Here is a 26964-nt window from a genome sequence, read left to right as displayed (position 1 = left end):
CTGGGACCGCACCGTGAAGGCCGTGCCGGTGAGCCCGCAGATCCGGCGCGCTCTGGGTCTCGACGAGGACGTCGTATCACTGTCGCCGCCGGACATGCTCCGGGCCATTCTGCGGGCGCCGGTGCAATTGCTGTGGAACGGTGGAATCGGTACCTATATCAAGGCCAGTACCGAGTCGAACGGCGATGTCGGCGACAAGTCCAATGACGCTGTGCGCGTGAATGCGAGTGATCTGCGCGTGCGCGTCATCGGCGAGGGCGGCAACCTCGGCGTCACCGCATTGGGACGGATCGAATTCTGCAAACTCGGTGGCAAATGCAATACCGACGCCCTCGACAATTCCGCCGGCGTCGACTGCTCGGACCACGAGGTCAATATCAAGGTGCTGCTGGACGGGGTCGTCTCCGCCGGTGAACTGCCGGTCGGCGATCGCAACCCGCTGCTGTCCTCGATGACCGACGACGTTTCGGACATGGTGTTGCGGGACAACGTTTCCCAGAATTACCTGATGGGGATGTCGCGCACCGAGGCGCCGCGCATGCTCAACGTGCATATGCGGGTATTCGAGGATCTGGAACAGCGGCGGGGTCTGGATCGGGAACTGGAAGCCCTGCCCTCGACGAAGGAGCTCGCTCGTCGCGCGGAGGCCGGGACCGGTCTCACCTCGCCGGAACTGGCGAACCTCCTGGCACACGTGAAGTTGTCGCTGAAGGCCGATCTCCTCGACAGCGATCTGCCCGACAGCGCGTACTTCGCCGCGCGGCTGCCGAAATACTTCCCGGCGGCGTTGCGCCAGCGATTCGGCGGTGCCATCAAACGTCACCGACTGCGCCGCGAGATCGTCACCACCATGGTGGTGAACGAGATGGTCGACCTCGGTGGCATCACCTACGCGCACCGGCTCAACGAGGAAATCGGCGCCAGCGCAACCGATGTGGTGCGCGCCTTCGCGGCCACCAGCCAGATCTTCGACCTGCATTCGCTGTGGCAGCGCATTCGCGCCGCCGACGTGCCGACGGCGGTGAAGGACGAATTGGAGCTGGAAACCAAGCGCACCCTGGATCGCGCGTCGCGCTGGTTGCTGAGCAACCGTCCGCAGCCGGTCGCGGTCGGCGCCGAAATCCACCGCTACAGCGGTCCGGTCCGCGAACTCGCGCCGAAGGTCCCGGGATGGTTGCGCGGCCATCACCTCGACACATTGACCGAAGCCTCCGCCGAGATCGTCTCGCGTGGCGTACCGGAGGATCTGGCCACCGAGGTCTTCGGTCTGCTCAACCTGTTCCCGCTGCTCGACGTCGTCGATATCGCGGATATCACCGACCGCAGTGGCGAAGAGGTCGGTGCGCTCTACTACGCGCTCAACGAGCACCTCAAGATCGATTGGCTGCTGCAGGCCGTGAGCCATCTGGAGCGCGGCGATCGCTGGCACGCCTTGGCCCGGCTCGCCCTGCGCGACGATATGTACGGGTCGCTGCGGTCGCTCACCCTCGACGTGCTGTCCGCGGGTGATCCGGAGGAGACCGCGGAGGAGAAGATCGCGTACTGGGAGTCGAAGAACCAGTCCCGGCTCGGCCGCGCGCGGGCGGCGCTGTCGGAACTGTTCGCCTCCGGAGCACACGATCTGGCGACGCTCTCGGTCGCGGCGCGGCAGGTCCGCAGCATGGTCAGCGGTGTGGGGGCGCAGTCGGAGGTGCCTCGCTGAACGGCGGTCGAGCCCCGAACCTGCATACTGGTTAGCCGAAGCGGTCCCGACATCGGAGTCGCACGCCGCTTCGGCTTGCTCGTCCGCCCGCGCAGGCACGCCGCACGATGCGCGCGGGCGGAATCCGATCGGAGGTGAACAGCGTGACCAGTGTCGGCTCGGTGAACGGGGCCCTGAAGGCAGGAGGCACCGTCGTCCTGCCCAAGCGTTTCCACGCGAAGGTCGATGTCCGGTGGTCGGATATGGACGTCTTCCAGCACATCAACCATGCCCGCATGGTGACATTGCTCGAGGAGGCGCGTATTCCGTGGCTGTTCGAGGGGGAGCGGCCCACCGCGGGGCTGCGTACCGGCTGTGTCCTGGCCGACCTGCACGTTCGCTACCGCGGCCAACTCCGGCACGAGGACACGCCGCTGGATGTGGCTATGTGGATCGAACAGCTGCGCGCGGTCGATTTCACCATCGGCTACGAGGTCCGCGCGAACGGCGTGGCACTGGATTCACCGCCGGCCGTGCTCGCCAGCACCCAGATCGCGGCCTTCGATATCGACACCCAGCGGCTGCGCCGGCTCACCGACGAGGAGCGCGAATATCTGAGCCTGTGGCGGGCCGAATAGCGGCGACGACACCCGAGGACGACATCGGTTCGATGCTGCGCATATCCGATCCCGCCGAGCGGGAGAACCTCGCGACCTTTCTCACCCACGCGATCCGGCTGGATCCGACTGCCGTCGTGCGGTTGCATCGCCGCGGCGACCGCTACGTCACCGCGTGGGCGGCAACCGGATTCGAGGTCTTGGCCGCGCGCACGGTGGTCGGCGAACTGGACGTCGTGGACGTCACCGTCGCCGGTGACGCCGCGTTGTCCGGACTCGAACGGCCCGCCGCCGACGGGCGCATCGAGGTGGGGTATTCGATGGATTCGGCCTGGCGCACCGCTTTGCCACCGGCTGTGGGTTTCGCGCATATCGACGATGTTCCGGCCCGGAGCCTGGTCGAACTCGCCGAACGCGGTGCCCGGGTGGCAGCCGAACACGGTGCCGGCCACGGTCCGCCGGCCTCGCTGCTGGAGCAGACGGTGCTGACCGTCACCGGCGGCGACGAGCGCGTCGAGGTCCCGATGCGCGTCGTCTTCGCGCTCACCGCAATGGATTTCATTCCGCACGCCGGCGGCGAAGCCGACTCTCGCCGCATCGCGCCCGCTGAGACCGTGCGGGTGCGGGCAACCCGCAGCTGGCTGCGGCTGGACGCGCGTTACGGCTCGGTCGCTCGTCGCCGCAGTGGGCCGCTGCTGGCCGGGTGATCGGCGCCCGGTAGTTCACTTCCCTTCCGCCACAGCGGTTTTCCACCACGCGACGGTGCCCGCCGCGACCTCCGGCAGTGGCGTCGGCGCCAGGCCGAGCAGTCGCTCACTGTGGGTGGAATCGAGTCGGAAGGGCCGCTCGAACTGGTAGTTCATCTCTGCCAGCTCCCGCATCATCGAGCTCACGATGCCGGCCGTGCGCAGTGTCCAGCCGGGCAGCGCAACAACTTTCGGCATCGGCATCCGAGCGGCCTCGGCCAGCGCGGCCACCAGTTCGCGCATCGTGACCGCCGGGGCGGTCGGGGCGTGCAGGAAGGTGTTCCACAGGGTGCTGTCGGCGGCCGCCCGGATCATGGCCGCGGCGAGATCGGGCATATAGGTGAACGAATGCGGTAGATCGGCCTTGCCGAAGATCTGAACGGTCTTGCCCGCCAGGATATTCGGCACCATCCGGTCACCGGCGTGCGAGGTGCGCACATGCGGCCCGATGAAATCGGAGGCGGCCACGCTGACCGTCGGCGTCGGCGATGCCTCGCGAGCGCGCAGGAGGTGCACCCGGATCGCCGGTTTGCCGAAATCCGCAGTGCGGGGCATTTTTTCGGTCATCGGCCGGTCGACCGGGCCGTAGGAGTACAGGCTCTCCGGAAACACGACGACTGCCCCGGTGCGCCCCGCGACGTCCAGGATCATCTGTTCGGCGCCGGGCAGTTCCGCCCGCCAGGTCCGCGCGGAGTATTGCGAGGCGTGGATGCAGTGGTAGATCGCGGCGGCACCGTCGACCGCGGCGGCAAGCTGGTGGCGATCGTTGACGTCCACCGAGCGTCGCTCGACGAGCGGATGGTCCGGACCGCTGCCCGACCGGGTCAGGATGCGGACCGTCGCCCCGGTGGCGGCGAGTTGTTCGGCGATCGTGGTGCCGACGGGTCCGGCTCCGGTGACGACATGTAGATCCGACATAGTGGGCTCCAATCACTTTCGAGAGCACCGCTCTTGTGCTCACGGACGAGTGTGCCTCACATCCGTGAATATTTCAAGAGCAGCGCTCACGATTGTGATCGGCGCGCTGTTTCAGGGTCAGGCAGCGCCCTCGCCCAGGTACTGCAACCACACCGGATCCAGATCCGAGGTGGTCGACAGCAATCGCCAATGCGGCCCGGTCGGCGAGACCAGGGGGTGCATGAGCGTCCAGCCCAACTCGCTCAGGAGTTTGTCGGCCTTGCGGTGATTACAGGGAGCGCAGGAGGCTACGCAGTTCTCCCAGGAATGCGCGCCCCCGCGACTGCGTGGAATGACATGGTCGATGGTTTCGGCCTTTCCGCCGCAGTACGCGCAGCGATAACGATCCCGGTGCATGAGAGCCGCGCGGGTCATGGGGACCCGGGCGCGGTAGGGGACTCGCACGTAGTTGCGCAGCCGGATCACCGACGGCAGCGCGACCGAGGCGCCGGCGGAGTGGACGACCGGGCCCTCGGGATTGTGATGAACGGTATCGGCCTTGTCGCAGACCAGTAGCACGATGGCCCGCCGGGCGGGCAGTGCTGTCAGTGGCTCGTAGGTGGCATTCAGAAGCAGTACCCGGCTCTTGGACCAGGCGGTAGCTGCGGATTCGGTGTTTCGGTGCGTGATCGCACCCGGGGACGAATGTCCCGGTGACGCGGACGGATGTCCCGGAGAGGAATATGCGGAGAGGATATGCAGCGGAGTAGCCCCCGACCCACGATTGTGGACATCGGCGGGCTGGAGTTGTCGGTGCGTTCTCGCCTCGTGTGACCGGGCGCCGTGCCGCTGCTTCATGGATGGACCCCGAATTCTGCTAGGTCGGTTCGTGTGCTGATCGGCAGACACTGTCACCAAGTTGACCACGGAACGTGCCCGTGTGCACAGTGATTTCGGTGCCGAAATTCGGGCCGGGTGCGCGGATCGCCGGTGGTCGACGCGGTGCGGCTCGGTATCCGCTGCCCGGATACCGGTGTCGGAGGCGATTATCTGCCGTGTGGCCGTCCCCGCGGCGACCGTCGTCTGAACGTCGCGTGATCCGCCGGTGACCGTCGGGCGCCTGCCGCACGGGTGGGCCGTCCGCGGGCGGTGCGGGCACAATGGTGGGCGGATACGGGCAGGCGAGCAGATCGAGAGGGTCGATGACTTCCGGCGAACAGACGGCGACATCGTTCTACGAGGCGGTCGGCGGGGCGGAAACGTTCCGGCGGATCGTCGCGGCGTTCTATCGGGAGGTGGCCGCCGACGAGATCCTGCGGCCGATGTATCCGGAGCAGGACCTCGGCCCGGCCGAGCGCCGGCTGCGCATGTTCCTCGAACAGTACTGGGGCGGCCCGCGCACCTATTCCGACGAACGCGGACATCCCCGGCTGCGCATGCGGCATATGCCGTTCAGTATCGGACCGCTCCAGCGTGATGCGTGGTTGCGCTGTATGCACATCGCGATTGCCGAGATCGAGCCGGACGTTCTCGACGACGAACATCGGCGTGCGTTGCTCGACTACTTGGAGATGGCCGCGAATTCGCTCATGAATTCCCCCATGTGAGCCGGGCCGGGATTCGACTGTGACAGCGTCATCGGCCGGCGGACGGGCTGAGCTCGCGGCAGTGGGGGACGCCGCGGGGCATACGGAGGAATCGGCGCCACCCTGGTGGCGTTCGGCGGTGTTCTATCAGATCTATCCGCGCTCGTTCGCCGATGCTTCCGGCGACGGTGTCGGTGATCTCGCCGGTGTGCGCGACCGGCTCGGCTATCTGGAACTGCTGGGCGTCGACGCGCTGTGGATCTGTCCGGTGATGCGTTCACCGATGGCAGACGGTGGATACGACGTCAGCGATCCGCGCGATATCGACCCGCTGTTCGGCGACCTCGCGACCATGGACGAGCTGATCGCCGCAGCCCACGAGCGCGGCATCCGGGTGACGATGGATCTGGTGCCCAACCACACCAGCGACCGCCATCCGTGGTTCGCGGCCGCGGTGGCGGCCGCCCCCGGCAGCGCCGAGCGGGCCCGCTACCTCTTCCGCGACGGTCGCGGGTCCGACGGCTCGCAACCGCCCAACAACTGGCCCAGCATCTTCGGCGGTCCGGCGTGGACGCGCATCACCGAGCCCGACGGGACGCCGGGGCAGTGGTATCTGCATCTGTTCGCACCGGAACAACCGGATCTGAACTGGGACAATCCGGAGGTCGTCGCCGATTTCGAGCAGACCATGCGGTTCTGGCTCGATCGCGGCGTCGACGGTTTCCGCATCGATGTGGCACACGGCATGGCCAAACCGCCCGGACTGCCCGATATGGATCCGGTCGTGGTGGCAGCGGTGGGACTCTCCGCCGACCCGTCGGCCACCCATTCGGCCGACCCGTCGGTCACCCATCTCGCGGACGCCGACGCGAAGTTGCTGGTGCACGACGACAGCGATCCGCGTTTCAACAATCCGGGGGTCCACGACATCCACCGGCGGCTGCGCAAGGTGGTCGACGAGTACCCGGACGCGGTGTCCATCGGTGAGGTGTGGGTCGAGGACAACGTCCGGTTCGGCGAGTACGTGCGCCCGGACGAACTTCACCTCGCCTTCAACTTCCGGCTTGCCGAGACACCGTTCGACGCGGTGAGAATTCGTGCGGCAGTGGAGAATTCGCTGGAATCGGTAGCGCGCGTCGGGGCCATCCCGACGTGGACGCTGTCCAATCACGATATCGAGCGGGAGGTGACCCGCTACGGCGGCGGCGCGTCCGGCATCGCCCGTGCACGCGCGATGATCATGCTCGAACTCGCGCTTCCCGGGGCGGCTTTCGTCTACAACGGCGCCGAATTGGGGCTGCCCAATGTCGACGACCTGCCCGAGGAGGTGCTGCAGGACCCGGTCTGGGAACGCTCCGGCCACACCGAACGCGGGCGTGACGGCTGCCGGGTGCCGATTCCGTGGGAGGGGACCGATCCGCCCTTCGGATTCAGCGCCGGTCCCGACTCCTGGCTGCCCATTCCGGCGGAATGGGCCGATCGGACCGTGGCGGCGCAACGCGAATCGCCCGACTCGACGCTGTCGCTGTATCGGGACGCTCTCCGAGTACGCGGTACCCGAGCCGAATTCGACGGCGACACGGTCGACTGGCTCGACGCGCCGGAGGACTGTCTCGCCTTCCGCCGGCCGGGTGGACTGATCTGTGTGCTCAACGCCTCCGCGGCTCCGATCGCGCTGCCCCCGGGCACGATGCTGCTGGCGAGCGCGCCGCCGCACGGTGCCCTGCTCGCACCGGACTCGACGGCCTGGTTGGTGTGACACGGGCGGCTCGGCGCGGACCGGCAAACCACGATCGTCTACCGTTGAGCTGTGAGCATTCTCGAAACAGTGCTGATCTTTCTCGGCATCCCGCTGGTGATCTACGCGGTGATCGCCGGATTGTCGTTCCTCGGCAAACCGCTGCCCGGTGAGAAGCCGGTCCACTACGACCTCGGGAAGAAGTGGACCGCGGAGCCGGTGCTGTGGAGCGCGACCGATGAGGTGACCGCATTCGGTCACGGTGTCGCTGAGTCGGCGCATGGACATCATGCGGCCATCGAATCCGCTGGGGCAGATCTGATCGGAGGCCGGGCAAGTGGCAACTTCTAATTGGCCTGTGGTGGACCCGTCCACCCTGCCGCACGGGTACGCCATCACCCCCAGCGGGCGGGTATCCGGCGTGCACGAAGCCGGTGACGTGTTCAAGGAAGCGCCGTTCAACGACCATGAGCGGCTGCTGATGGACAACACCCTCACCGAGGCGACTCGCAGCACCAAGGTCCGGTTCAACATCTACATCGGCGATCTGGGCGCGGATGCCGCCGCCGGCGCCGACGCGGTGTTCCCGTCGACTCCCGAGGCGGCGCGTTCGGTGCTCATCGCCGTCTCGCCCAACGACAAGGCGGTCGAGGTTCGATCCGGTCGCGACGTCGCCGACCGTGTGAACGACCGGGTCTGCCAGCTCGGGGTCACCGCGGCGCTCGCGTCGCTGCGGCAGGGACAGCTCATCGACGGACTCGTCTCCGCGGTCCGCGTGATGGCGTCCGCGATCGGCCGCCCGAGCTGATTCGTCCGCACTGATCGGCACGCTCGCGCCGGTTCGCATCAGGGCCACGCACCCCTTCCCGGAACAGTCGGGAGGGGGTGCGGCTGTCTACGGACGACCCGAAATACGCTGTGAGCGTAAGTGAGCTCGCCCCGCCCGGCGGCAGCCGTAGGCTCACCACATGGCCGAGTACCCGAAACTGCATTCGCTCCCCGGCGGACGTGCGGACGAGTCTGCGCCCTCGACCCGGGCGGATGGCCCGGACGTCCCGGCGACACCGGCCGAGCCTGGCCCCCGACCCCAGCGAGACGTGCTGCGATCGGTGCCGTCGCGCCCAGATCGGCCTCGCGAACCCCGCGCCGCCCGGGAACCGCTGTGGCGTGAGGTACTCGGAGAACGGTTGCGCGAATTGCGCCGGGACCACGGCGAGACGCTGACCGAAACGGCGGGCCGGGCCGGGATTTCACCGCAGTACCTGTCCGAGATCGAACGCGGGCGCAAGGAACCGTCGAGCGAGATGATCGCCGCCCTCGCCGGAGCGCTCGGCACCACCTTGGGCGAACTGACCGCGGAGATCGCCGCCGACCTGCTGCGCGTCACCCGCCTCGCCCCGGTGCGCCCGCTGGCCGCCCGTCCACCGTTCGGTCCTACCATGCTCGCCCGCGCCGCCTGAGCGCGCACCACGCCTCACGGAGATCGCCAGCGCCGCCGCGATCCGTCGCTCGGCTGTGAATTACTCTCCTGCGCTGTCGGATCCGCTCAGCTGCGGGCGCCGAGGATGGTGTCGGCCAATCCGTATTCCACCGCTGCCTGCGCGGTGAACACCCGGTCGCGATCGGTGTCGTGCCGTAGGGTCGCGACTTCCTGACCGGTGTGGCGGGACAGGATCGTCTCGATTTCGGCGCGCATTCGGACGAGTTCGTCGGCCTGGATGATGAGATCGGGTATCGCGCCCTGTCCGCGCGTCGCCGGCTGATGCAGGACGGCGCGCGCATGCGGCAGCATCGCCCGCCGACCGTCGGCGCCGCCGGCCAGCAGCACCGCACCGACCGCGATGGCCTGGCCGACACAGGTGGTCGCCACCGGCGACGAGATGTGCTGCATGGTGTCGTAGATCGCGAGCATCGCCGACAGATCGCCGCCCTCGCAGTTGATGTAGAGGTTGATCTCCTGGCCCGCGCTCTCCGCGTCCAGATGCAGCATCTGCGCGATCAGCGCATTCGCCACCCCTGAATCGATCGGGGTGCCGAGGTAGACGATCCGCTCGGTGAGCAGGTGCGAATAGACGTCCATGATCCGCTCGCCGCGCGGGTGCTGCGCGATGACATTGGGAATGGTGTAGCTGGTCATGATGTGCCCCTATGCTTTCCCGGCCGAGATTCCGATGCGCTGGCGTTGCGGGATGACCTGGTCGAAGGAGTCGACGATGTGGTCGATGAAGCCGTACTCCCGGGCCTCGGTCGCGGTGAACCAGCGGTCGTGCAGCGAGTCCTCGTAGATGCGGTCGAACGGCTGCCCGGTGTCCTCGGCGATGAGCCCGAGCACGGTGTTCACCGTGTGGCGCAGATCGTCGGCCTGCACCTCCACCTCGCCCGCGCTGCCGCCGATGCCCGCCGACCCCTGATGCATGAGGATGCGGGCGTGCGGCAAGGCGTAGCGTTTGCCCCGGGTGCCTGCGGACAGCAGGAATTGCCCGGCGCTGCAAGCCAATCCGAGTGCCAGCGTGGAAACCTCGCAGGGCACCAGCCGCATCACGTCGCGGATCGCCAGCATCGAGGGCACCGAGCCGCCGGGGGAGTGGATCCACAGCGAAATGCCGGCGTCGGGGTTCTCGGCTGCCAGGGTCAGCAGCTGGGTGGTCAATAGGGTGCCGTTGTCGTCGTCGAGTCCACCGTCGAGTACGAGCACGCGCCGGGCGAGTAACTGCTCGCGCGACCGACGGTCGAACAGCGGAGTCGTGTTGTCGTGAGCCATGAAGCCACCGTGCCCGATCGGCGGGGGCGACGGCGGCTGTCGCTGCCGTGAGCAGATCCGCTCACAGCAGCGAACTTCTTGACCTCAACCGCTCTCGAGGTCCAAAGATGATCATCATGAACACGACGGACCAGAATCCGCTAATCGAGGACAACAGTGTCGACCATGCCGAGGACCGGGTGGCGATCGAGGCGCTCATCGCGAATGTCGAGACCGCGTTCAATACCAACGACGCCGAACTGATGGTGCGGGATGTGGCCCGTAATGCGGTGCTGGGCAACGCGGCCGGCATGCTCCTGCACGGCCGCGACACGACGCTCGCCGCGAGCCGGGACGGATTGGCGGGATTCCTGAAAGACCAGTACGTGCGCTACGAGCTCCTCGGCATAACGTTCCTGCGGGCGGATGTCGCCATCGCGCACAAGGCCGCACGGGCGGTGACCGCCGATGGCGCGCCGATCGATGTCGACCCGGCGATGGTCGCGCTGTATGTGCTGACCAAGGAGGATGGCCGTTGGTGGATCGCGGCGCGGCACAACACACCGGTGCCTCGGCAGTGAACCGCGTCGCTTCGCGGTCCGGCGTTACGGCGCCCACCGATCGGTAGGCGCCGCAAGCAGACTCAGGCGGTGTCGGCGGCGCGGGCACGCAGCGAGCGTTCGATTCCCGCCTTACCCTCGATCACCAAGCGGCGCAAAGCCGGCGGGTGTTCATCGGCGAGGAACTTGTCGGCCACGGCCACGGCCTCCTCGCTGATGGCCCAGTGCGGATAGAGGCCGACGACGACGGTCTGTGCGACCTCGCTGGAGCGGCGCTCCCACACCGAGGCGATCTCGTCGAAGTAGCGCTGCACATACGGCGTGAGCAGTTCACCCTGCCCGACCGGCGCGAAGCCGCCGACGATCGCGCGGGCGGTGATGTTCGGGACGGAGTCGTCGTCCATCACGGTGCGCCAGGCCTTTTCCTTGACCTCGGCCTGGGGGCGGGCGGTGGCGGCCGCGGCCGCCTGGCGCCGGCCGGCGGCGGTGGGATCGCGCTCGAGTTCCGCGTCGATGACCGGGGTATCGGTGCTCTCGGCGTCGAGCTGACCGGCCGCCGCCAGCGCGCCCACGATCCGCCAGCGCAGATCGGTGTCCACCGCGAGGCCGGGCAGCGCGGCCGCGGCGGGGTCGGAATCCAGCAGCAGGGTGCCCAGCACCTCACTGTGCCACGGTGACAGGCGTGCGCCGGTGAGGGCGTTGACGAAGGCCAGCTGATGGTCCGAACCCGGTTCGGCCGCCCGGGCCAGTTCGAGGAGACGATCGGCGAAGGCCGGCCATCCGGTCTGATCGGCCCACTCGGGGTCGGCGTAGCTCGCCAGGGCGGTCTGCGCTTGCATCAGAAGCCGTTGTACGACACCGATTTCGGTTTCGGCGCCGATTCCGCGCTGCACCAGCGCCACGAAATCCCGGGCCCGCATCTCCGCCTGTCGGGTCATTTCCCATGCCGCCGACCAGCACAGCGTGCGAGGCAGGGATTCGGCGATATCGGCGATCCGCGCGATCACGGTATCCAGCGACTGCGGATCCAGGCGCAGCGAGCAGTAGGTCAGGTCGTCGTCGTTCACCAGCACGAGCCGGCCCCGCTCGACACCCACGAGTTCGGCGACCTCGGTGCGCTCGGCGGCGTCGAGATCGAGCTCGACGCGCTCGGTGCGCACCAGTTTTCCGTCCCGGTCGTCGTAGACGCCGATGGCCAGGCGATGGACGCGGTACTCGCCGGCACCGGGTTCCGCGCCGCCCTGCACGACCGCGAATCGGGTGAACTTCCCGTCGGCGTCGACCTCGAAGTCGGGGCGCAGCGTATTCAGGCCGGTGGTCTTGAGCCACTGCGCGCCCCAGCCGGAAAGGTCACGCCCGGAGGACTTTTCGAGCGCACCGACCAGATCGTCGAAGGTGGCGTTACCGAAGGCGTGTGCGGCGAAGTAGTCCCGCAGCCCGGCCAGGAACGGCTCCAGCCCGACGTAGGCCACCAACTGCTTGAGCACCGAGGCGCCCTTGGCGTAGGTGATGCCGTCGAAGTTGACCTCCACGGCCGCCAGATCGGGGATGTCGGCGGCGATGGGATGGGTGGAGGGCAGCTGATCCTGCCGGTACGCCCACGACTTCTCCACATTGGCGAAAGTCGTCCAGGCGCCGGTGTATTCGGTGGCCTCGGCCTGGCACAGGACCGAGGCGAAGGTGGCGAAGGATTCGTTCAGCCACAGATCGTCCCACCACTTCATGGTGACGAGATCGCCGAACCACATGTGCGCCATCTCGTGCAGCACGGTCTCGGCGCGACGTTCGTAGGAGGCGCGGGTGACCTTGGACCGGAAGACGTAGTCCTCGAGGAACGTCACCGCGCCCGCGTTCTCCATGGCGCCGGCGTTGAACTCGGGAACGAACAGCTGGTCGTACTTCCCGAAGACGTACGGGACGCCGAAGTTGCGGTGGTAGAACGCGAAGCCCTGTTTGGTCTCGGTGAAAAGCCGTTCCGCGTCCATGAATTCGGCGAGCGAGGCGCGGCAGTAGATGCCGAGCGGGATCGTGGACTGATCGTCGGTGTACACATCGATCCACTTGGCGTACGGCCCGGCGATCAGCGCGACCAGATAGGTGCTCATCCGCGGCGTCGTGGCGAAGGTGTGCTCGACCACCTCGCCGACCGTGCGGGTGGCGGTCGCGGCGCCGTTGGAGATCACCTCCCAGTCGGCGGGCGCGGTGACCGTCATGTCGTAGGTCGCCTTGAGGTCGGGCTGGTCGAAGCAGGCGAACATCCGCTTGGCGTCGGCGGTTTCGAACTGCGAGTACAGATAGACCTTGTCGTCGGTCGGATCGACGAAGCGGTGCAAACCCTCGCCCGTATGCGAGTACACGCAGTCGGCCTCGACCACCAGGACGTTGTTCTCGGCCAGCTCGGTCAGGGTGAGACCCTCGGACTCGTCGTAGCCCGAAATGTCGAGTTCGGTGCCGTTGAGAACGGCCGAACGCACACCGGCGGCGACGATATCGATGAAGGTCTGCGCGCCCGGAGTGGCGGTGAACGTGACGGTGGAGCGCGAGAAGAACGTCTCGCCGGCGGTGGCCGCGGGACCGGTCGGCTGTCCGGTGAGGTCGAGTTCGACGCGATAGTTCTCCACACTGATCGTCGCGGCCCGCGCGATGGCTTTGTCGCGGGTGAGGTTCGGTGCAGACAAGGAGACTCCTTCGCTCGGACCGGTCGTGTGGACCACGCTGCGGATGCAGTCGCTGACGGTGCCCAGAATGCCACGTTCGCGCCCGCACGGCTGGGCCGACCGTGCATCCGCACCCCGTGCGAGACGAAACGCCGCGCGCCGCGCCACCGAGCGTCCGGTGCCGCCGGGGCGCTCGGTAGGCTGGGCATTCGTGTGCGGCGGACAGCGAAGCGAGGAGGGCCGGTGAAGCACATTCACGCCGGTAAGGTGCGCGATCTCTACGAGGACGGGGAATCGCTGATTCTGGTCGCCTCCGATCGGGTCTCGGTCTACGACGTGGTGCTGCCGACGCCGATTCCGGACAAGGGGGCGCTGCTCACCCAGCTGTCGAACTGGTGGTTCGACTACTTCTCCGATGTGCCCAACCACGTGCTCTCGACCACCGACGTCCCGGACGAATTCGCCGGGCGCGCGGTGCGCGTGCGACCGCTGAAGATGGTGCAGGTGGAGTGCATCGCCCGCGGCTACCTGGTCGGTTCCGGCCTGCAGGAGTACCGGCGGACCGGCGCGGTCTCGGGGGTGACGCTGCCCGCCGGGCTACGGGAGGGAGACAAACTTCCCGAGCCGATCTTCACCCCGACCACCAAGGCGTCCGCGGGACACGACGAGCCGATCACGTTCGATGATGTGGTGAATCAAGAGGGTCGCGATGTCGCCGAGAAGTTGCGCGACCTGACCCTGCAGATCTACACCCGCGGCGCCGAGCACGCCGCGGGGCGCGGTGTGATCATCGCCGACACGAAGGTCGAATTCGGCTGGGACGGAGATGTTCTCACCCTCGGTGACGAGGTCCTGACCTCCGACTCGTCGCGGTTCTGGCCGGCCGACGAATGGGAGCCGGGCCGGGCGCAGCGCTCGTTCGACAAGCAGTTCGTCCGCGACTGGGCGACCTCCACCGGCTGGGACAAGGAGCCGCCCGGCCCCGAGATCCCCGCCGATGTCGTGGCCGTCACCCGCGAGAAATACATGGATGCCTACCAGCGCATCACGGGCAACACCTGGGCGTGAGTGCGGTCGGTTACGGTCGAAGCGATTGCGCCGCAGAAGCTTTCGCTGACGGCCGCACCGGCGCGCCCGGCTACGAGGCGCGCAGCTTCGCCGCGCGCAGCATGAGGTAGTCGCGCTCGGGCGTACTCGTGGTCAGGTGTGCTGCCGCCGTATAGGACTCGATCGCCGCCGCACGGTCGCCCGCCATCTCGGACAGGTGTCCCCGCACCGCCTCGAGTCGATGGTTGCCACGCAGGCGATCCGCCAGCGCGTTCGCCGATTCCAGCCCGGCTGCGGGCCCGTGCACCATGGCCACCGCCACCGCGCGATTCAGACTCACCATCGGATTGTCCGACAGTCGCTCGAAGATGTTGTACAGCAGGAGAATTCGCTCCCAGTCCGTCGCCGCGGCGCTCGGTGCCCGGGTATGCAGTGCGGCGATGGCGGCTTGGACGCGGTAGGGGCCGTCGAGTCCGGCCTCGACCGCCGCCGTCGCCAGCCGCATTCCCTCCCGGGCGCGGTCGCGGTCCCAGCGGGTGCGGTCCTGTTCGGCCAGCGGAATCAATTCGCCACTGGGCCCCAGGCGTGCCGCGCGGCGGGCGTCGGTGAGCAGCATCAGCGCGAGCAGCCCCGTGACCTCCGGATCGCCCGGAAGCAGGCGGTGAACCTTGCGGGTCAGGCGAATCGCCTCCGCCGCCAGATCGGTGCGGTACAAGTGGGAGCCGCCGGTCGCGGTGTGCCCCTCGGTGAACATCACGTAGAGCACGTGCAGTACCGGCCCGAGCCGTGGGCCCCGTTCTTCCGGGGTGACGGCGGACTCGGCGAACGGGCGCGGCAGTGCGGCGAGCCGCTTCTTCGCCCGCGAAATACGTTGCGCCATGGTTGTTTCCGGCAGCAGGAAGGCTCGGGCGATCTCCTCGGTGGTGAGACCGCCCACCGCGCGCAGCGTCACCGCGATCGCACTGGCCGGCGACAACGCGGGATGGCAGCACAGCAGCAGCAACGTCAACGTGTCGTCGGCGGCCGAATCGGTATCGGCGGGCGGCACGTCCTGCAGGGCAGCCGTCGTCTCGCGGGAGCGGCGTGCGATCTCCGAACGCACCGAGTCGATCAGTCGCCGCTGCGCGACCTGGAGCAGCCAGGCCCGCGGATTGTCCGGATAGCCCTTGTCCGGCCACTGGGTGACCGCGGCGAGCATCGCCTCCTGCACCGCGTCCTCGGCCGCGTCGAAATCGCCGTAGCGGCGCACCAGCATTCCCAGCACGCCCGGCGCGACCTCCCGCAGGAGCAGCGCGACCTCCTGCGTGGAGTCGTCGCGCTCCGACGGCTGCCCGCCTGGGACGGCCGGTACCTGTGATCCGGGCATGGCGCGGCGGATCAGGCCTCGGTCGCCGGGGCGTCCATCACCGCGCGCACCTCGATGTATTCACCGATCGGGGCGCCGCCCGGGCCCGGCGCGGCCGATGCCTGCGCGGCGATCTCCAGCGCCCGGTCGGCGCTGTCCACATCGACGATCCAGTAGCCCGCCAGGAATTCCTTGGTCTCCGGGAACGGGCCGTCGGTGACCACCGGCGCGGACCGCCCGTCGGCGCTGACGATACGGGCCTGATCCGGGAAGGCCAGACCCTGGGCATCGACCAGCTCACCCGATTCGCGCAGTGCCGCGCCGAGCGCGCGCTGGAATTCGATATGGGCCGCGATGTCCTCCGGCGGCCACTCGCCGATCGGAGTTTCGCAGTGCGCGGCAGGGCGGTAGGTCTTGAGCAGCATGTATTTCACGATGATCTCCTCGGATCGCCGGCGCGCCAGCGCGGCGCGCTCACGATCGGGTCGGTGTCGGCCGCGGCTTCTCGACCTACCTTGGCTGTGATCGTGATCACAAATCTGTGGTCGTATCGGCGAGCGCGTCCGGATTCACCGGTTCGCCGCCGAGGATCAGCTCCTTGATCCGATCGGTGACGTCCCAGACGTTGACGTTCATCCCCGCCAGCACTCGATTGCCCTGATCCAGCCAGAACGCGACGAATTCGCGGCTCGCCGCGTCGCCGCGAACCACCACGGAGGTCGTCGCATCCGGTGCGACGAAACCGGTGTACTCCATGCCGAGGTCGTACTGGTCGGTGAAGAAGTACGGCAGCCGGTCGTAGGTGGCGGGCCGGTCGAGCATCGTCAGCGCCGCCACGGCCGGCTGGTTGAGGGCGGTGGCCCAGTGTTCGACCCGCACTCGCTGACCGAGCACCGGATGCTGCTGGTCGGCGATATCGCCGACGGCGACGATATCCGGATCGCTGCTGGCCAGACTCTCGTCCACCAGCACGCCGCCCTCGACCGCGAGCCCCGCGTCGGCGGCCAGTTCGATATTCGGCCGCGCGCCGACCGCGATCAGCACCGCATCGGCGTCCACGACCGTGTCGTCGGAGAGGCGGACTCCGGTGGCTTTTCCGTCGGCGGTGACGATCTCGGCGGCCTTCACGCCGCAGCGCAGATCGACGCCGTGCGCGCGGTGCAATTCGCCGAAGACCGCGCCCATCTCGTCGCCGAGAGCGGCCTGCAGCGGCACCGCGCCGACCTCCAGCACGGTCACCTCGAGACCGGCGGTCCGGGCGGCCGCCGTGACCTCCAGCCCGATCCAGCCCGCGCCGATGACGACCAGCCGCCGCGCCGAGCCGAACAATGAGATCAGCGCATCGGACTGCCCGATGGTGCGCAACATGTACACGCCCTCGGCATCGGCGCCGGGAATCGGCAGCCGGCGCGGGCGCGATCCGGTGGCCAGGGCGAGTTTGTCGTATGGCCGGGTCGAACCATCCGGCAGCGCAACCGTTTTCGACGTGCGGTCGATGGCCGTGACGGCGGTGCCGAGCAGCAGCTCGACATCGTGATCGCGATACCACTGCTCGGGATGCACGGTGAAATCGGCGAGCGACTTCTTGCCGAGCAGATGCTCCTTCGACAGTGGCGGCCGCTCGTAGGGGAGTTGCGCCTCCTCGGCGATCAACGTGATCGCGCCGTCGAACTCGTTGTCGCGCAACGACTCCGCCAGCTTCGCGGCGGCCAGACCGCCGCCGACGATGACGAACCTGGAATCTGTGGGCATGGGGAAACCTCCGGGCAGCGGGCAACCAGGGTCGTATCCGACCCTACTGTGCGATGCCGCCGCGATCGGGAAGTATCGCCAACTTCGCGGCGTTGACCAATGCTGAGGACGGGTGGCGTGCGGCCTCCCCACTGTTTCTTCGAAGGGACGAAATGTGAGCGATCAGACGACCACCGCCGGTTCCAGGGACCGCGTCGATTTCTGGTTCGATCCGCTGTGCCCGTGGTGCTGGATCACCTCGCGCTGGATTCTGGAGGTCGAGAAGGTCCGCGATATCGACACGCGCTTCCACGTGATGAGCCTGGCCGTGCTCAACGAGGGCCGTGACGACCTTCCCGAGCGCTACGTCGAAATGATGAAATCGGCGTGGGGGCCGGTCCGGGTGGCCATCGCCGCGGCCGAGCAACACGGTGAGAAAGTGCTCTCACCGCTGTACACCGCGATGGGCACCCGCATCCACAATCGCCGGGAGGAGTACGAGCGCGAGAACCAGGCCGACAGCCTGGCCGCGGTCGTCGCCGACGCTCTCGCCGAGGTCGGGCTGCCCGCCGAACTGGCCGAGGCCGCCACCAGCACCGAGTACGACGAGGCGCTGCGCAAGAGCCACCACGCCGGAATGGACAAGGTCGGGCCGGACGTCGGCACGCCGACCATCCACATCAACGACACCGCCTTCTTCGGCCCGGTGCTGTCGCGGATTCCGCGCGGCGAGGACGCGGGGAAGGTGTGGGACGGCGCGGTCGCACTGGCGTCCTATCCGCACTTCTTCGAACTCAAGCGGACCCGCAACGAGGACCCGCAGTTCGACTAGTGGATGAACGGCACGGGGCGCAGCACGCCCCGTGCCGGACGTGCGGCTACCGCGGCGGCAGCCCCGGAATTTCGCCGTATCCGGGGTAGCTGCCCGTCTGAGTGGGCGGTCCGGCCGGCGGCATCGGCTGCGGCGGGACGGCCGGTGGCGGATACGGCGGAGGCGTCGCCGTCATCGGTGGTGGCGGCGGACCGCTCGGCCGCAGGAACATCCGCCCGTGCCGGCTGCGATCGCGCAGCGCCCACATCCGCCACGTCAGTACCGGATGCGAGGCCATGGCGTTGACCACCCAGACGAAGAAGCCCTTGTCCTGTGGCGCGCGGTCGGCCATCTCGTCGAAATCGACCAGCGAGTTCAGATATTTGCCGCCCGCAAGGGTTCTCATCGCTCCGGGGGCGCCGAGATGCCGGTTGCAGAAGCCGTGATTGTCGGCGGTGTACTCCTGTGCGCGAATCAGCGAATTGCCGATGATCGGCAGGAACGGCACGAGGAACATGCCCAGCTGGCGCCAGTACGACACATGGCCGGCCGCGATATGGCCGACCTCGTGGCCGATGATGAAGGCCAGCGCGTCGGGGTCACGGGCCTGGCCGCCGATCTCGAACAGATCGCTGTAGACGACCACGTAGCGGCGGAACCCGTGCCCCGAGGCGAAGGCGTTGATCTGCCCGTTGCCCAGCACCACGTAGGCATCCGGGACGGTCGCCATGCCGAAGCGCGCGGCCGCCTCGACCACCAACCGGTATCCCTCCGGGAACTGGGTGGGCGACATCTTCACCGCATTGAGCCGCTGCATCGAATAGTTGGTGCCGCGGCCGAACCACAGCAGCAGCGGCGCGAGGATCAGCAGCAGGACGTAGTAGTTCACCGCACCGACGAGCAGGAACAGCAGCGCGATCAGATAACCGGTGACGGTGGCCAGAATCACCACGATCAGCAGCGGGATCTCCCAGCTGTGCCGGGCCGGCATCCCCCAGGGAGACAGTCCGCGCGTCGGCTGGAACGGCGGGACGTGCGGCGGCGAAAACGGTTGTTGCGGACCCCATCCCGGCGGTCCCAGCCGAGGATCCCACCCCGCCATACCGGTCACCGGATTCCACCCCGGTCCGCGCCCCTGCTGTGGTGACTGATCGGCCCACTGATCTTCGGACTGCATGGGCTGAACTCTATAGAGGATCGGGGAACCACCCCATGTGGAGCGAAAGCGCCCACCTGACAGAATCTCAGCCATGCGCGTATACCTGGGTGCCGACCATGCCGGCTTCGAATTGAAGAACCAAGTGAAGGATCATCTGACGCAGGCCGGTCACGACGTGGTCGACTGTGGAGCCCACGAGTACGACGCCGTCGACGACTATCCGGCCTTCTGCATCGACGCCGCTCGCCGCGTCGTCGCCGACCCGGGCAGCCTCGGCATCGTGTTCGGCGGCAGCGGTAACGGTGAGCAGATCGCCGCGAACAAGGTTCCCGGCGCGCGCTGTGCGCTGGCCTGGAGCGTGGAGACCGCGAAACTGGCTCGTGAGCACAACAATGCGCAGCTCATGGGTATCGGCGGCCGGATGCACAGCACCGAGGAGGCCTTCGCCATCATCGACGCGTTCCTGGCGACGCCGTGGTCGGACGAGGCGCGGCATCAGCGGCGCATCGACATCATCGCCGAATACGAGAAGTCCGGTCAGCCGCCGGCGGTGCAGAGCTAGCAGGCATCGAGCGGGCCGGGCCACGCGCCCGGCCCGTCCGGCCGCATGCGGGCCGGTGTGAGCGGAACGGAATTCGGGAGATGCCTGAGGGACATACGCTGCATCGCCTGGCGAAGCTGCATCAGCAGCGCTTCGCCGGCGGTGTCGTGCGGGTTTCCAGCCCGCAGGGGCGCTTCGCCGATGGTGCCGCCCTGGTCGACGGAGCCACCCTGACCAAGGCCGAGGCGTGGGGTAAACATCTTCTGCACCACTATGATTCGGGCCTGATCGTCCATGTGCATCTCGGTCTCTACGGCACCTTCACCGAATCGCCCGCGCCGCTGAGCGATCCGGTCGGCCAGGTGCGGATGCGGATGATCGGCGCCGGTAAGTCCGCGGCCACGCTGTACGGGACCGATCTGCGTGGTCCGACCGCGTGCGAGGTCCTGCACGCACCGGAGGCCGACGTCCTCACCGCCCGGCTCGGCCCTGATCCGTTGCGGCGCGACGCCGATCCCGATCGGGCGGCGCAGCGGATCCGCCGTTCGAACCGGTCCATCGCGGCGCTGCTGATGGACCAGTCGGTGGTGGCGGGTGTGGGCAATGTCTATCGAGCGGAAGTGCTGTTCCGGCACGGCATTTCACCGCAACGTCCCGGCCGCGCCGTTACGGCCGGGGAGTGGGATGCGCTGTGGGCGGATCTCGTCGCGTTGATGAAGGTCGGCGTGCGCAAGGGCGCCATCGTGGTGGTGCGCCCCGAACACGACCGCGGCGCGCCGTCGTATGCGGTCGGCAAACCGCGCACCTACGTCTATCGCCGAGCCGGTGAGCCCTGCCGGATCTGTGCGACCACCGTCGCGCATGCCGTGCTCGAGGGGCGAAACCTGTTCTGGTGCCCCACCTGTCAGCCGGCCTGAGTCGCCGGTATCGCCGCGGCGCGCCGCCGGAGCAGACGCGTGAGCGCGAGTCCGAGCAGCGCGACGGCGACGAGGACGTAGGTGTTGCCCAGTAGGTGCTGCCACCAGTTCCAGGTGAGCTCCCGGTCGCCACCGCCCGGCACCAGCACCTGTCCGATGAGGAACGGTGCGGTGACGGCGGCGATCGCGCCGGCCACCGCCGCGGCGGATCTGCTGGTGGACCACAACGCGGCGGTCACCAGCGCGGGTGCCACCCACACCCAGTGATGAGTCCACGACACCGGCGAAACCAGCAGCAGCACAGCGGCATTCACGAGCAGCGCGGCAACCGAGAGCCTCGTGATCGCGGGGGCGTTCCCGGGTGTGATCGGGGCGGCGGCGGTGCGCTCGGCGCGGAAGAGCAGGTACATCGCGACCGCGCCGGCGGCGGCGACGGCGAGCCCGAGACCCAGCCACACCGCCGCGGCCGCGGATTCGGGCAGGCCGAGCCGGTAGATCATGCCTTTGAGGGACTGGTTGCCGGCGTAGTAGGGCGCCCCGATGCGACCGGTGTCGACGATCGCGTGCAGCCAGTACTGCGTGGATGTCCGCGGGAACAGTACGAATCCGGCGAGCACCACTCCCGCGGCGGTCGCCGCCGCCGTTCCCGCCGCTTTCCAGTCCCGGCGAATCAGCAGATAGAGCACGAAGGCCGCCGGGGTCAGTTTCGTGACGGCGGCGATGCCGATCAGCACGCCGCGGGGCCAGCGCGGCTTCTCGGTCAGGCAGTCCAGCGCGACCGCGGCCATCAGAATGATGTTGATCTGCCCGAACCACAGTGTCGTGTGCACCGGCTCGAGCGCCGCCATCGCGATGACGACGGGGGTGATCAGAGTCGCTTTCGACCGCGGGTTCAGCTCGGGCCGGACCCGGGAGAGCACCAGCCAGATCGTCACCCACAGACAGGCCAGCGAACTGGCCGTCACCGCGACCTCCGCGAGCCAGAGCGGCATCACGGCCAGCGGAGTCATCAGCAGCGCTGCCGACGGGGGATAGGTGAACGGCAGGTCGGTGTGGCCGGCGACCGGTAGCGGCGGCCCGTACAGTGCGCCGTGGTGCAACCAGGCCAGGGTGTCGACCCGATACACCTGCAGATCGAGGAAACCGTGCAACGCCGAGATGAGCAGGGCAGCCGACACCGAGAGCAGAAGTCCGATCAGGATCGGGATGCGGGGGAAATATCTCGTATCGTCGGAATGCTGTTGGCGCAGCAGCTGACGCCGCTCCGCCCGCACCGTGATCATGAAGCTGAGACCGACCTTTCGATGTTCGCCGTTCGGCGCTCGGGCGCGGCGAACCACGTCGTGTAGAACAGGGAGATCACGGCCGCCAGTGCGGCCAGGACCGCGAGTCCGGACGGCAACGGATGGGCGGCCATGGTCTCTGCGAGGAAACGATAGGACAGCAGCAGCCCCGCGAAAACCCCGGCGCCGAGGGTCACCATGTGAATCCGTTTGCTGTCCCAGCCCCGATCGGGTTCGCGCAGTGCCGATTCCACCGTGAGGGACAGGACCGCACCCGCCACCAGATCGCAGCCGTAGTGGTAGCCGAAGCCGAGCGTCGCCAGCAGCGTGCACACCAGCCATACCGCACCACCCCAGCGCAGCCACCGCGGCCCGGTGCGCGAATGCACGAACAGTGCTGTGGCCCAAGCGGTGTGCATCGACGGCATGCAGTTGCGGGCGGTGCCGGCGTCGAAGAGCATCGGCGCCGGGGTGCCGGTGATCGCCGGCACCGTGTGCGGCCAGTCGCCGATCTGCAGGCCGTGGCCCAGCGGGCCGTAGGCGAAGACCGGGCCGACCACGGGAAACAGCACGTAGACGAGCGGCCCGACGATGCCCAGTACCAGGAAGGTGCGCAACAGATTGTGCCGTGGCCACGGCCTCGTCGTCACATTGCGCAGCTGCCACACCGCGACCACCACGGCGGCCGCCGGCAATTGGATGTACACCGCGTGCAACACGGTCGACGGGACCGGGCCCGCCGCGTCCAGGAGGCTGCCGACGACCCACGCCGGATCTCCCAGTGCGCGATCGGCATATTGCACGTACTGATCCAGTACGCGCGGACCGGCGGAGATGCTCACCAGCAGCCAGGTGTCGGCGAGCTTCGACGCCATGATCAGCAACACACCGAATGCGATGGCGCGCAGGGCGATCCGCCGTCGCCGGCCACGCCACCGAGCGACGGTCAGCACGAGCGCGGTCAAGACCAGCGTCGGGCCGGTTCCGATCGAGAGGTGCCAGTGGCACAGCGCCTGCACGCCGAGCACCAGCAGGTCCAGTACCGCGGCCGACGCGAGGCTGATGACGCGCACGCGCGCGGGCACGCCGACGCACGCGAGGCCCAGGCCCGCCCAGGTGACGAACGCCGATTGCGGGTCGGCCGCGTAATCGGCGAGGAGACTACGAAAGGGCCCGAGGGCGCCGTGCGCGGATGCCCACACCTGGGCGACGGTGAGCAGGACCACAGCGCCGACGACTGCGGCAGCGGCTCCTGCTCGGGGCTTTTTCCCACCCCCGGATAACGACGACGAGGGAACTACCCTCGCCTCGTGGTCGATCAACACTGAAGATCGATAACACAACGTAAACGGAGGCGCAACTTCCGGTTACCGGAAAGCTAAAAACCTCCGTCGAATCCGCCGAAGTCGCCTCCGTCGAAACCGCCACCGCCGTCGAAGAAGCCGCCCCCGTCGAAGCCGCCGCCGTCGTGGCCGCCACCCTGGTCGTAGCCGCCACCCTGGTCGTAGCCGCCACCCTGGTCGTAGCCGGCGGTGTCGTATCCGCCCTGGTCCCCGCCGTCGAAGCCCTGCCCGGCATCCTGGCCCGCATCGAATCCGGCGTCATAGCCTGCGCCGTAACCGTTTTCGAAACCGGCCGCGCCGTAGCCGACGCCGTGCATACCGCCGAACAGCGCATCGAACAGCAGCACCGAGCCGACGCCCCAGGCGCCGGCCACCAGCGCGGTCTTCCACCACGGCTCGGAATACCAGCCGGCCGGGACCGGACGCCCGGCGACCCGGCCGCCCGGATAGTAGTTCGGAGTTTGCGGAGAAGGCGTCGGCGACGCTTCGATGCTGCGGCCGTCGAAGTCGACGGTGCGGTCCTCGGTGACGCGTCCGGCGGACCGCTGTCCGTCCAGTTCGGGGACCGGTGGGCCGGGATCGAGATTCATCGCGGTGCGGGCCGCGCGCACGTAGTACAGGCCCTCGATCGCGGTTTCCTTGGCCAGCCGAGCCTGGGTGACGGTCGTGGCCTGATCGATCTGCGATCCGGCGGCGTTGAGTCGTTCACCCGCATCCGCCAGCGCCTGCTTGGAGGCCTGGTCGGTCCCCGTGAGGTTGTAGACCTGGCCGCCGAGGCGTTCGATCAACCGGCGTGCGTCGGCCTTCGCGTCGGCGAGTTGGTTGTTGTCCCGGGTGCGTTGGTTCGAGCGCCCCGCGACCATCATCGCGACACACGCGATCAGGACGACGACCAGAAGGATCAGCAGCAGCCACACATCGACCAGAGTACGCGTCGGCGGTTTGCCCGAGGCTTGCTCTCAGCCCGCGACGGCGGCGTCGTAGGCGAGTCGGGCGGCGTCGTAACCGCCCGGCTCGCCGCCGGAATCGCCGAGCTCGGAAAGTGCGAACTGCCGCTTGCCGGCCGTTTTGGCCGAGTACATCGCCCGGTCCGCGCTGCGCAGCAGATCGGAGAAGTCGCACGGTCGCCCGGGTGGGGAGAAGGCGGTGCCGACGCTCGCGGACACCGGCACCGGTCCGGCATCGGTCGGCACCGGATCGTGCAGGGCGGTCAGCACGCGCATCGCCACCTCGGCGAGGGTGTTGCGCCGGGCGGGCAGGGCGAGGACGAATTCGTCTCCGCCGTAGCGGCATACGACCGTTTCGTCCGGGCAGGCCGCGCGCAGCCGCCGCGAGATCTCCACCAGCACCTCGTCGCCGACGGAATGGCCGTAGCCGTCGTTGATCTGCTTGAAGTCGTCCAGGTCGATCAGCAGCAGGCCCACGCCGCGGGTGTGGTCGGTGGCCATCACACGCACGCGTTCCTGCAACAGGGAGCGGTTGGCGAGGTCGGTGAGTGCGTCGTGGGTCGCCTCGTGCCGCAGCCGGTTCTGCAGCGCCGCGATCTCCTGTACGCGCACGGAGACCGCTGCCGTCAGATTGCGCTCCTGCTGAGCGAGGGCGCGTTGCTGCAGGGCCTCGGCATAGCTGTCGATGGCATGGCTGGCCACGAACGGCCACCGGGTCGCCACCAGGGATCCGGGTTCACCCGGCGCGAAGCCCAGCAGGGCTCTGGTGGCGGGGGCGAGCATGCGGGTGCGATCGAAGGGCGCCTCGGCCAGCCGTCGCCCGATCGCGCGGGCGGCCGGAACCGGAAACGGTTCGGACTGTGCAAGATTCAACAATTCGTCGACGATGGCCGCGAACACCTGCTCGAGGTGTTCGGGCTCGACTGTCAGCCCGCTGCCGGCATAGACGGCACGAACCCAGTCCCGTGTCGTCGCCGCGACGTTCGCGGCGGTCTGCGTGTCGAGTTCGGCAGGCATCGCCGATCACCTCGCGCAGACGTCGTCGACGCCGGCGCTCCGGCCGGTCACGCCCTCCGGAACGCGCTCACTGCTTCGCGGTCGAGTACACCTTCGGCGCACGCTCACCGCCCCCTTTCCAGATACCCCCGTCCGGCAAAAAGGATCCTAGCAAGCCACTCGGCACCGAAAAACGCTGTTTTACAACCTGTTCCGATAAGTCACGAATGGCGATCGGCAGTGTGATCGACTCCGGGCCTGCGGCGTTACACCTTGCCTCAGCGTGTCGCTCGCGGCGTGTTGCGGGGGATGTTCACTCCTGAGTGCGCAGGACTTCGTGAAACGTTCTTATCGCAGGCCAGGGGCCTTGACGCGGGATCCGGTCCGCGCGGTGGCGGCGAGCCGCCGGTGACGAGTATCACAGCAGGTTGCGAGGGTCCGGTCGGGGAGTGAGTGGCGCGATATCTCGTGGGCGCGATGCGCCACTTCGGCATCGCCGCGCTCGAAGTTCCGTCGTCGAAGTTTGCTGTCCAATCGCTACGGGCCTGCTCCGGGGGGAGTTCGGCGCGCCGGTGAGCAGCCCGGTGGACGCGCCGGGCGAAAACCGGGTGTGCGATTGGCATTCCGGAAGTGAAGTTCGGTACAGTCCTACACGCAGACGACATCGTGGCGATCCCATTGGTGTCGTATGCCTGCGGGTGTAGTTCAATGGTAGAACCTCAGCCTTCCAAGCTGATGGTGCGGGTTCGATTCCCGTCACCCGCTCCGAGGTGGGGATTGTCGGCAATTCCCGGCCGCCGGATCCCGTCCATCGGGAGGCGCCAGCGCAACCGCTGGACGGAAACGGGATGTAGCGCAGCTTGGTAGCGCATCCGCTTTGGGAGCGGAGGGTCGCAGGTTCAAATCCTGTCATCCCGACCACAGATGACCGGGAATTTCCGCTCGGTCGTGGGCGCTGAACGAACAAGGGTCGCGTTCTGCGGCCGACCGGACGATCGCAACCGTACCCGGGTCCCGACAAGACGGTATTTCCGAAAGGAATGCTGACTATGGCGTGGATCGTGCTGGTGCTGTCCGGAGTCTTCGAAGCCGTCTGGGCCACCGCGCTGGGAAAGTCACACGGCTTCACCCGCCTCGTGCCGTCGCTGGTCTTCGCGGCCGCGCTCGTCGCCTCGATGTCGGGTCTCGCCTATGCCATGCGCACACTGCCCGTGGGCACCTCGTACGCGGTGTGGGTGGGCATCGGGGCCGCGCTCACCGTGCTGTACGCGATGATGACCGGTGCCGAGCAGGCCTCGCTGGTGAAGATCGTATTGCTGCTGCTGATCGTCGCCGGGGTGGTGGGCCTGAAGGTGACCGGTTAGCCGCTCGAATCGGCCTGTCCCACGCCGAGCGGTATCCGCGGCGACATTCGCCGCGGATACCGCCACGTCGGCCACGCTCGACTCCGCCGGGTAACCCGCGTACCCCCGGCTGCCGATGTGCGTGTTATCGGCTGTGACGCGCCGGCCGGGCGGAGCCGGCCGAATGCGATTGCGCGTGAACGCGTTTCGTTCCACCGGTCGAGCGTGCGGTGCCCGGCGAGCGGCCCGACGAACCGCGCTCGGCCCGGCCCGTCCCGG

Annotated in this window: 27 protein-coding genes, 2 tRNA genes and 1 riboswitch; of the genes, 16 read left to right on the top strand and 13 right to left on the bottom strand. The window is 68.1% G+C overall.

Annotated features, from left to right (window positions below; genetic code table 11):
- The 3 genes from AC5592_RS33895 to AC5592_RS33885 all read left to right on the top strand — a co-directional run.
- A partial coding sequence (locus AC5592_RS33895) for an NAD-glutamate dehydrogenase domain-containing protein (protein ID WP_198164016.1) occupies nucleotides 1-1702 on the top strand: 1702 nt, incomplete at its 5' end.
- A gap of 197 nt (nucleotides 1703-1899) precedes the next feature.
- Complete coding sequence (locus AC5592_RS33890; RefSeq protein WP_036499390.1) at nucleotides 1900-2319, top strand: acyl-CoA thioesterase; 420 nt, start codon at nucleotides 1900-1902, stop codon at nucleotides 2317-2319.
- Nucleotides 2320-2351: 32 nt separating this feature from the next.
- Nucleotides 2352-3005, top strand: a complete 654-nt coding sequence (locus tag AC5592_RS33885; protein ID WP_036499392.1) for a DUF8185 domain-containing protein — start codon at nucleotides 2352-2354, stop codon at nucleotides 3003-3005.
- A 15-nt stretch (nucleotides 3006-3020) separates the two neighbouring features.
- Here AC5592_RS33885 and AC5592_RS33880 read toward each other — a convergent pair whose 3' ends face one another.
- Together AC5592_RS33880 and AC5592_RS33875 are read right to left on the bottom strand one after the other, a co-directional pair.
- Complete coding sequence (locus AC5592_RS33880) at nucleotides 3021-3962, bottom strand: NAD-dependent epimerase/dehydratase family protein (protein WP_063066535.1); 942 nt, start codon at nucleotides 3960-3962, stop codon at nucleotides 3021-3023.
- Between the two features lie 117 nt (nucleotides 3963-4079).
- Nucleotides 4080-4799 (bottom strand): HNH endonuclease, encoded by a 720-nt coding sequence (locus AC5592_RS33875; protein WP_174372269.1) that lies wholly within the window; start codon nucleotides 4797-4799, stop codon nucleotides 4080-4082.
- A gap of 344 nt (nucleotides 4800-5143) precedes the next feature.
- Here AC5592_RS33875 and AC5592_RS33870 point away from each other — a divergent pair, with 344 nt between their 5' ends.
- From AC5592_RS33870 to AC5592_RS33850, 5 genes are all read left to right on the top strand, one after another.
- Nucleotides 5144-5548 (top strand): globin, encoded by a 405-nt coding sequence (locus AC5592_RS33870; RefSeq protein ID WP_030512691.1) that lies wholly within the window; start codon nucleotides 5144-5146, stop codon nucleotides 5546-5548.
- 61 nt (nucleotides 5549-5609) lie between these two features.
- Nucleotides 5610-7286, top strand: coding sequence for a glycoside hydrolase family 13 protein (locus AC5592_RS33865; RefSeq protein WP_063066534.1), 1677 nt, complete (start codon nucleotides 5610-5612; stop codon nucleotides 7284-7286).
- 51 nt (nucleotides 7287-7337) lie between these two features.
- Entirely contained in the window at nucleotides 7338-7616 is a 279-nt protein-coding gene (ctaJ, locus tag AC5592_RS33860; RefSeq protein WP_036499339.1) for an aa3-type cytochrome oxidase subunit CtaJ, read from the top strand.
- Nucleotides 7617-7626: 10 nt separating this feature from the next.
- Entirely contained in the window at nucleotides 7627-8073 is a 447-nt protein-coding gene (locus tag AC5592_RS33855; RefSeq protein ID WP_086007201.1) for a DUF5130 family protein, read from the top strand.
- A gap of 160 nt (nucleotides 8074-8233) precedes the next feature.
- Nucleotides 8234-8725: a helix-turn-helix domain-containing protein gene (locus tag AC5592_RS33850; protein ID WP_083870652.1), complete on the top strand. Its 492-nt coding sequence runs from the start codon at nucleotides 8234-8236 to the stop codon at nucleotides 8723-8725.
- A gap of 86 nt (nucleotides 8726-8811) precedes the next feature.
- Here AC5592_RS33850 and AC5592_RS33845 read toward each other — a convergent pair whose 3' ends face one another.
- Nucleotides 8812-9402, bottom strand: coding sequence for a ClpP family protease (locus AC5592_RS33845; protein ID WP_063066533.1), 591 nt, complete (start codon nucleotides 9400-9402; stop codon nucleotides 8812-8814).
- A gap of 9 nt (nucleotides 9403-9411) precedes the next feature.
- Nucleotides 9412-10026, bottom strand: a complete 615-nt coding sequence (locus tag AC5592_RS33840; RefSeq protein WP_036499347.1) for a ClpP family protease — start codon at nucleotides 10024-10026, stop codon at nucleotides 9412-9414.
- Nucleotides 10027-10142: 116 nt separating this feature from the next.
- Between AC5592_RS33840 and AC5592_RS33835 the strand changes: the two genes are divergently transcribed.
- Nucleotides 10143-10586 (top strand): SgcJ/EcaC family oxidoreductase, encoded by a 444-nt coding sequence (locus tag AC5592_RS33835; RefSeq protein ID WP_063066539.1) that lies wholly within the window; start codon nucleotides 10143-10145, stop codon nucleotides 10584-10586.
- Between the two features lie 62 nt (nucleotides 10587-10648).
- Here the strand turns inward: AC5592_RS33835 and pepN are convergent, their stop codons facing one another.
- Nucleotides 10649-13243 carry an aminopeptidase N gene (gene pepN / locus AC5592_RS33830; protein ID WP_063066538.1) on the bottom strand — a complete coding sequence of 865 codons (2595 nt, stop codon included), beginning with the start codon at nucleotides 13241-13243 and terminating at the stop codon, nucleotides 10649-10651.
- 222 nt (nucleotides 13244-13465) lie between these two features.
- Here pepN and AC5592_RS33825 point away from each other — a divergent pair, with 222 nt between their 5' ends.
- A complete protein-coding gene (locus AC5592_RS33825; RefSeq protein ID WP_036499349.1) occupies nucleotides 13466-14290 on the top strand; it encodes a phosphoribosylaminoimidazolesuccinocarboxamide synthase in 825 nt (274 codons plus the stop codon).
- Between the two features lie 70 nt (nucleotides 14291-14360).
- Here AC5592_RS33825 and AC5592_RS33820 read toward each other — a convergent pair whose 3' ends face one another.
- The 3 genes from AC5592_RS33820 to AC5592_RS33810 all read right to left on the bottom strand — a co-directional run bounded on the left by AC5592_RS33820 (nucleotide 14361) and on the right by AC5592_RS33810 (nucleotide 17366).
- Complete coding sequence (locus AC5592_RS33820) at nucleotides 14361-15635, bottom strand: RNA polymerase sigma factor (protein ID WP_084507627.1); 1275 nt, start codon at nucleotides 15633-15635, stop codon at nucleotides 14361-14363.
- Between the two features lie 11 nt (nucleotides 15636-15646).
- Nucleotides 15647-16048, bottom strand: coding sequence for a YciI family protein (locus tag AC5592_RS33815; protein ID WP_036499351.1), 402 nt, complete (start codon nucleotides 16046-16048; stop codon nucleotides 15647-15649).
- 97 nt (nucleotides 16049-16145) lie between these two features.
- Nucleotides 16146-17366 carry an NAD(P)/FAD-dependent oxidoreductase gene (locus AC5592_RS33810; protein WP_063066531.1) on the bottom strand — a complete coding sequence of 407 codons (1221 nt, stop codon included), beginning with the start codon at nucleotides 17364-17366 and terminating at the stop codon, nucleotides 16146-16148.
- Between the two features lie 154 nt (nucleotides 17367-17520).
- On the opposite strand from AC5592_RS33810, the gene AC5592_RS33805 reads away from it, so the two are divergent.
- Entirely contained in the window at nucleotides 17521-18177 is a 657-nt protein-coding gene (locus AC5592_RS33805; RefSeq protein WP_036499355.1) for a mycothiol-dependent nitroreductase Rv2466c family protein, read from the top strand.
- A gap of 46 nt (nucleotides 18178-18223) precedes the next feature.
- Here AC5592_RS33805 and AC5592_RS33800 read toward each other — a convergent pair whose 3' ends face one another.
- A complete protein-coding gene (locus AC5592_RS33800; protein ID WP_083870655.1) occupies nucleotides 18224-19258 on the bottom strand; it encodes a M48 family metallopeptidase in 1035 nt (344 codons plus the stop codon).
- Nucleotides 19259-19406: 148 nt separating this feature from the next.
- Here AC5592_RS33800 and AC5592_RS33795 point away from each other — a divergent pair, with 148 nt between their 5' ends.
- Together AC5592_RS33795 and AC5592_RS33790 are read left to right on the top strand one after the other, a co-directional pair.
- A complete protein-coding gene (locus AC5592_RS33795) occupies nucleotides 19407-19877 on the top strand; it encodes a ribose-5-phosphate isomerase (RefSeq protein WP_036499357.1) in 471 nt (156 codons plus the stop codon).
- Nucleotides 19878-19957: 80 nt separating this feature from the next.
- Nucleotides 19958-20773, top strand: a complete 816-nt coding sequence (locus tag AC5592_RS33790) for an Fpg/Nei family DNA glycosylase (RefSeq protein WP_036499361.1) — start codon at nucleotides 19958-19960, stop codon at nucleotides 20771-20773.
- On the opposite strand, the gene AC5592_RS33785 is transcribed toward AC5592_RS33790, so the two are convergent.
- From AC5592_RS33785 to AC5592_RS33770, 4 genes are all read right to left on the bottom strand, one after another.
- Nucleotides 20761-22056 (bottom strand): glycosyltransferase family 87 protein, encoded by a 1296-nt coding sequence (locus AC5592_RS33785; protein WP_083870653.1) that lies wholly within the window; start codon nucleotides 22054-22056, stop codon nucleotides 20761-20763. The two genes, AC5592_RS33790 and AC5592_RS33785, sit on opposite strands and share 13 nt — an antisense overlap.
- The gene (locus tag AC5592_RS33780; RefSeq protein WP_083870654.1) at nucleotides 22053-23381 is read right to left on the bottom strand and encodes a phosphatase PAP2 family protein; all 1329 of its coding nucleotides are present in this window, start codon (nucleotides 23379-23381) and stop codon (nucleotides 22053-22055) included. The genes AC5592_RS33785 and AC5592_RS33780 overlap by 4 nt, the downstream gene beginning before the upstream one ends.
- Nucleotides 23382-23434: 53 nt before the next feature.
- Entirely contained in the window at nucleotides 23435-24265 is an 831-nt protein-coding gene (locus AC5592_RS33775; RefSeq protein WP_063066536.1) for a GA module-containing protein, read from the bottom strand.
- Nucleotides 24266-24358: 93 nt separating this feature from the next.
- The gene (locus tag AC5592_RS33770) at nucleotides 24359-25363 is read right to left on the bottom strand and encodes a GGDEF domain-containing protein (protein WP_036499371.1); all 1005 of its coding nucleotides are present in this window, start codon (nucleotides 25361-25363) and stop codon (nucleotides 24359-24361) included.
- 673 nt (nucleotides 25364-26036) lie between these two features.
- On the opposite strand from AC5592_RS33770, the gene AC5592_RS33765 reads away from it, so the two are divergent.
- The 3 genes from AC5592_RS33765 to AC5592_RS33755 all read left to right on the top strand — a co-directional run bounded on the left by AC5592_RS33765 (nucleotide 26037) and on the right by AC5592_RS33755 (nucleotide 26706).
- A tRNA-Gly gene (locus AC5592_RS33765) sits at nucleotides 26037-26107 on the top strand.
- A gap of 79 nt (nucleotides 26108-26186) precedes the next feature.
- Nucleotides 26187-26263: transfer RNA gene (locus AC5592_RS33760), tRNA-Pro, on the top strand.
- Between the two features lie 43 nt (nucleotides 26264-26306).
- A riboswitch (guanidine-III (ykkC-III) riboswitch) is annotated at nucleotides 26307-26374 on the top strand.
- Between the two features lie 17 nt (nucleotides 26375-26391).
- Nucleotides 26392-26706, top strand: a complete 315-nt coding sequence (locus tag AC5592_RS33755; RefSeq protein WP_036499373.1) for a DMT family transporter — start codon at nucleotides 26392-26394, stop codon at nucleotides 26704-26706.
- Nucleotides 26707-26964 lie beyond the last annotated feature (258 nt).

The sequence above is a fragment of the Nocardia violaceofusca NBRC 14427 genome (genome assembly GCF_963869435.1).
GTDB lineage: Bacteria > Actinomycetota > Actinomycetes > Mycobacteriales > Mycobacteriaceae > Nocardia > Nocardia aobensis.
This window is presented reverse-complemented; position numbering and strand designations above follow the sequence as displayed.

Coding starts and splice junctions, on each gene's coding strand:
- AC5592_RS33885 (WP_036499392.1), top strand. CDS start 2,352: ATGCTGCGCATATCCGATCCCGCCGAGCGGGAGAACCTCGCGACCTTT.
- AC5592_RS33820 (WP_084507627.1), bottom strand. CDS start 15,635: ATGCCCGGATCACAGGTACCGGCCGTCCCAGGCGGGCAGCCGTCGGAG.
- AC5592_RS33870 (WP_030512691.1), top strand. CDS start 5,144: ATGACTTCCGGCGAACAGACGGCGACATCGTTCTACGAGGCGGTCGGC.
- AC5592_RS33775 (WP_063066536.1), bottom strand. CDS start 24,265: ATGATGGTCGCGGGGCGCTCGAACCAACGCACCCGGGACAACAACCAA.
- AC5592_RS33875 (WP_174372269.1), bottom strand. CDS start 4,799: ATGAAGCAGCGGCACGGCGCCCGGTCACACGAGGCGAGAACGCACCGA.
- AC5592_RS33840 (WP_036499347.1), bottom strand. CDS start 10,026: ATGGCTCACGACAACACGACTCCGCTGTTCGACCGTCGGTCGCGCGAG.
- AC5592_RS33770 (WP_036499371.1), bottom strand. CDS start 25,363: ATGCCTGCCGAACTCGACACGCAGACCGCCGCGAACGTCGCGGCGACG.
- AC5592_RS33755 (WP_036499373.1), top strand. CDS start 26,392: ATGGCGTGGATCGTGCTGGTGCTGTCCGGAGTCTTCGAAGCCGTCTGG.
- AC5592_RS33880 (WP_063066535.1), bottom strand. CDS start 3,962: ATGTCGGATCTACATGTCGTCACCGGAGCCGGACCCGTCGGCACCACG.
- AC5592_RS33835 (WP_063066539.1), top strand. CDS start 10,143: ATGAACACGACGGACCAGAATCCGCTAATCGAGGACAACAGTGTCGAC.
- AC5592_RS33785 (WP_083870653.1), bottom strand. CDS start 22,056: ATGATCACGGTGCGGGCGGAGCGGCGTCAGCTGCTGCGCCAACAGCAT.
- AC5592_RS33845 (WP_063066533.1), bottom strand. CDS start 9,402: ATGACCAGCTACACCATTCCCAATGTCATCGCGCAGCACCCGCGCGGC.
- AC5592_RS33795 (WP_036499357.1), top strand. CDS start 19,407: ATGCGCGTATACCTGGGTGCCGACCATGCCGGCTTCGAATTGAAGAAC.
- AC5592_RS33850 (WP_083870652.1), top strand. CDS start 8,234: ATGGCCGAGTACCCGAAACTGCATTCGCTCCCCGGCGGACGTGCGGAC.
- AC5592_RS33790 (WP_036499361.1), top strand. CDS start 19,958: ATGCCTGAGGGACATACGCTGCATCGCCTGGCGAAGCTGCATCAGCAG.
- AC5592_RS33800 (WP_083870655.1), bottom strand. CDS start 19,258: ATGGCGGGGTGGGATCCTCGGCTGGGACCGCCGGGATGGGGTCCGCAA.
- AC5592_RS33810 (WP_063066531.1), bottom strand. CDS start 17,366: ATGCCCACAGATTCCAGGTTCGTCATCGTCGGCGGCGGTCTGGCCGCC.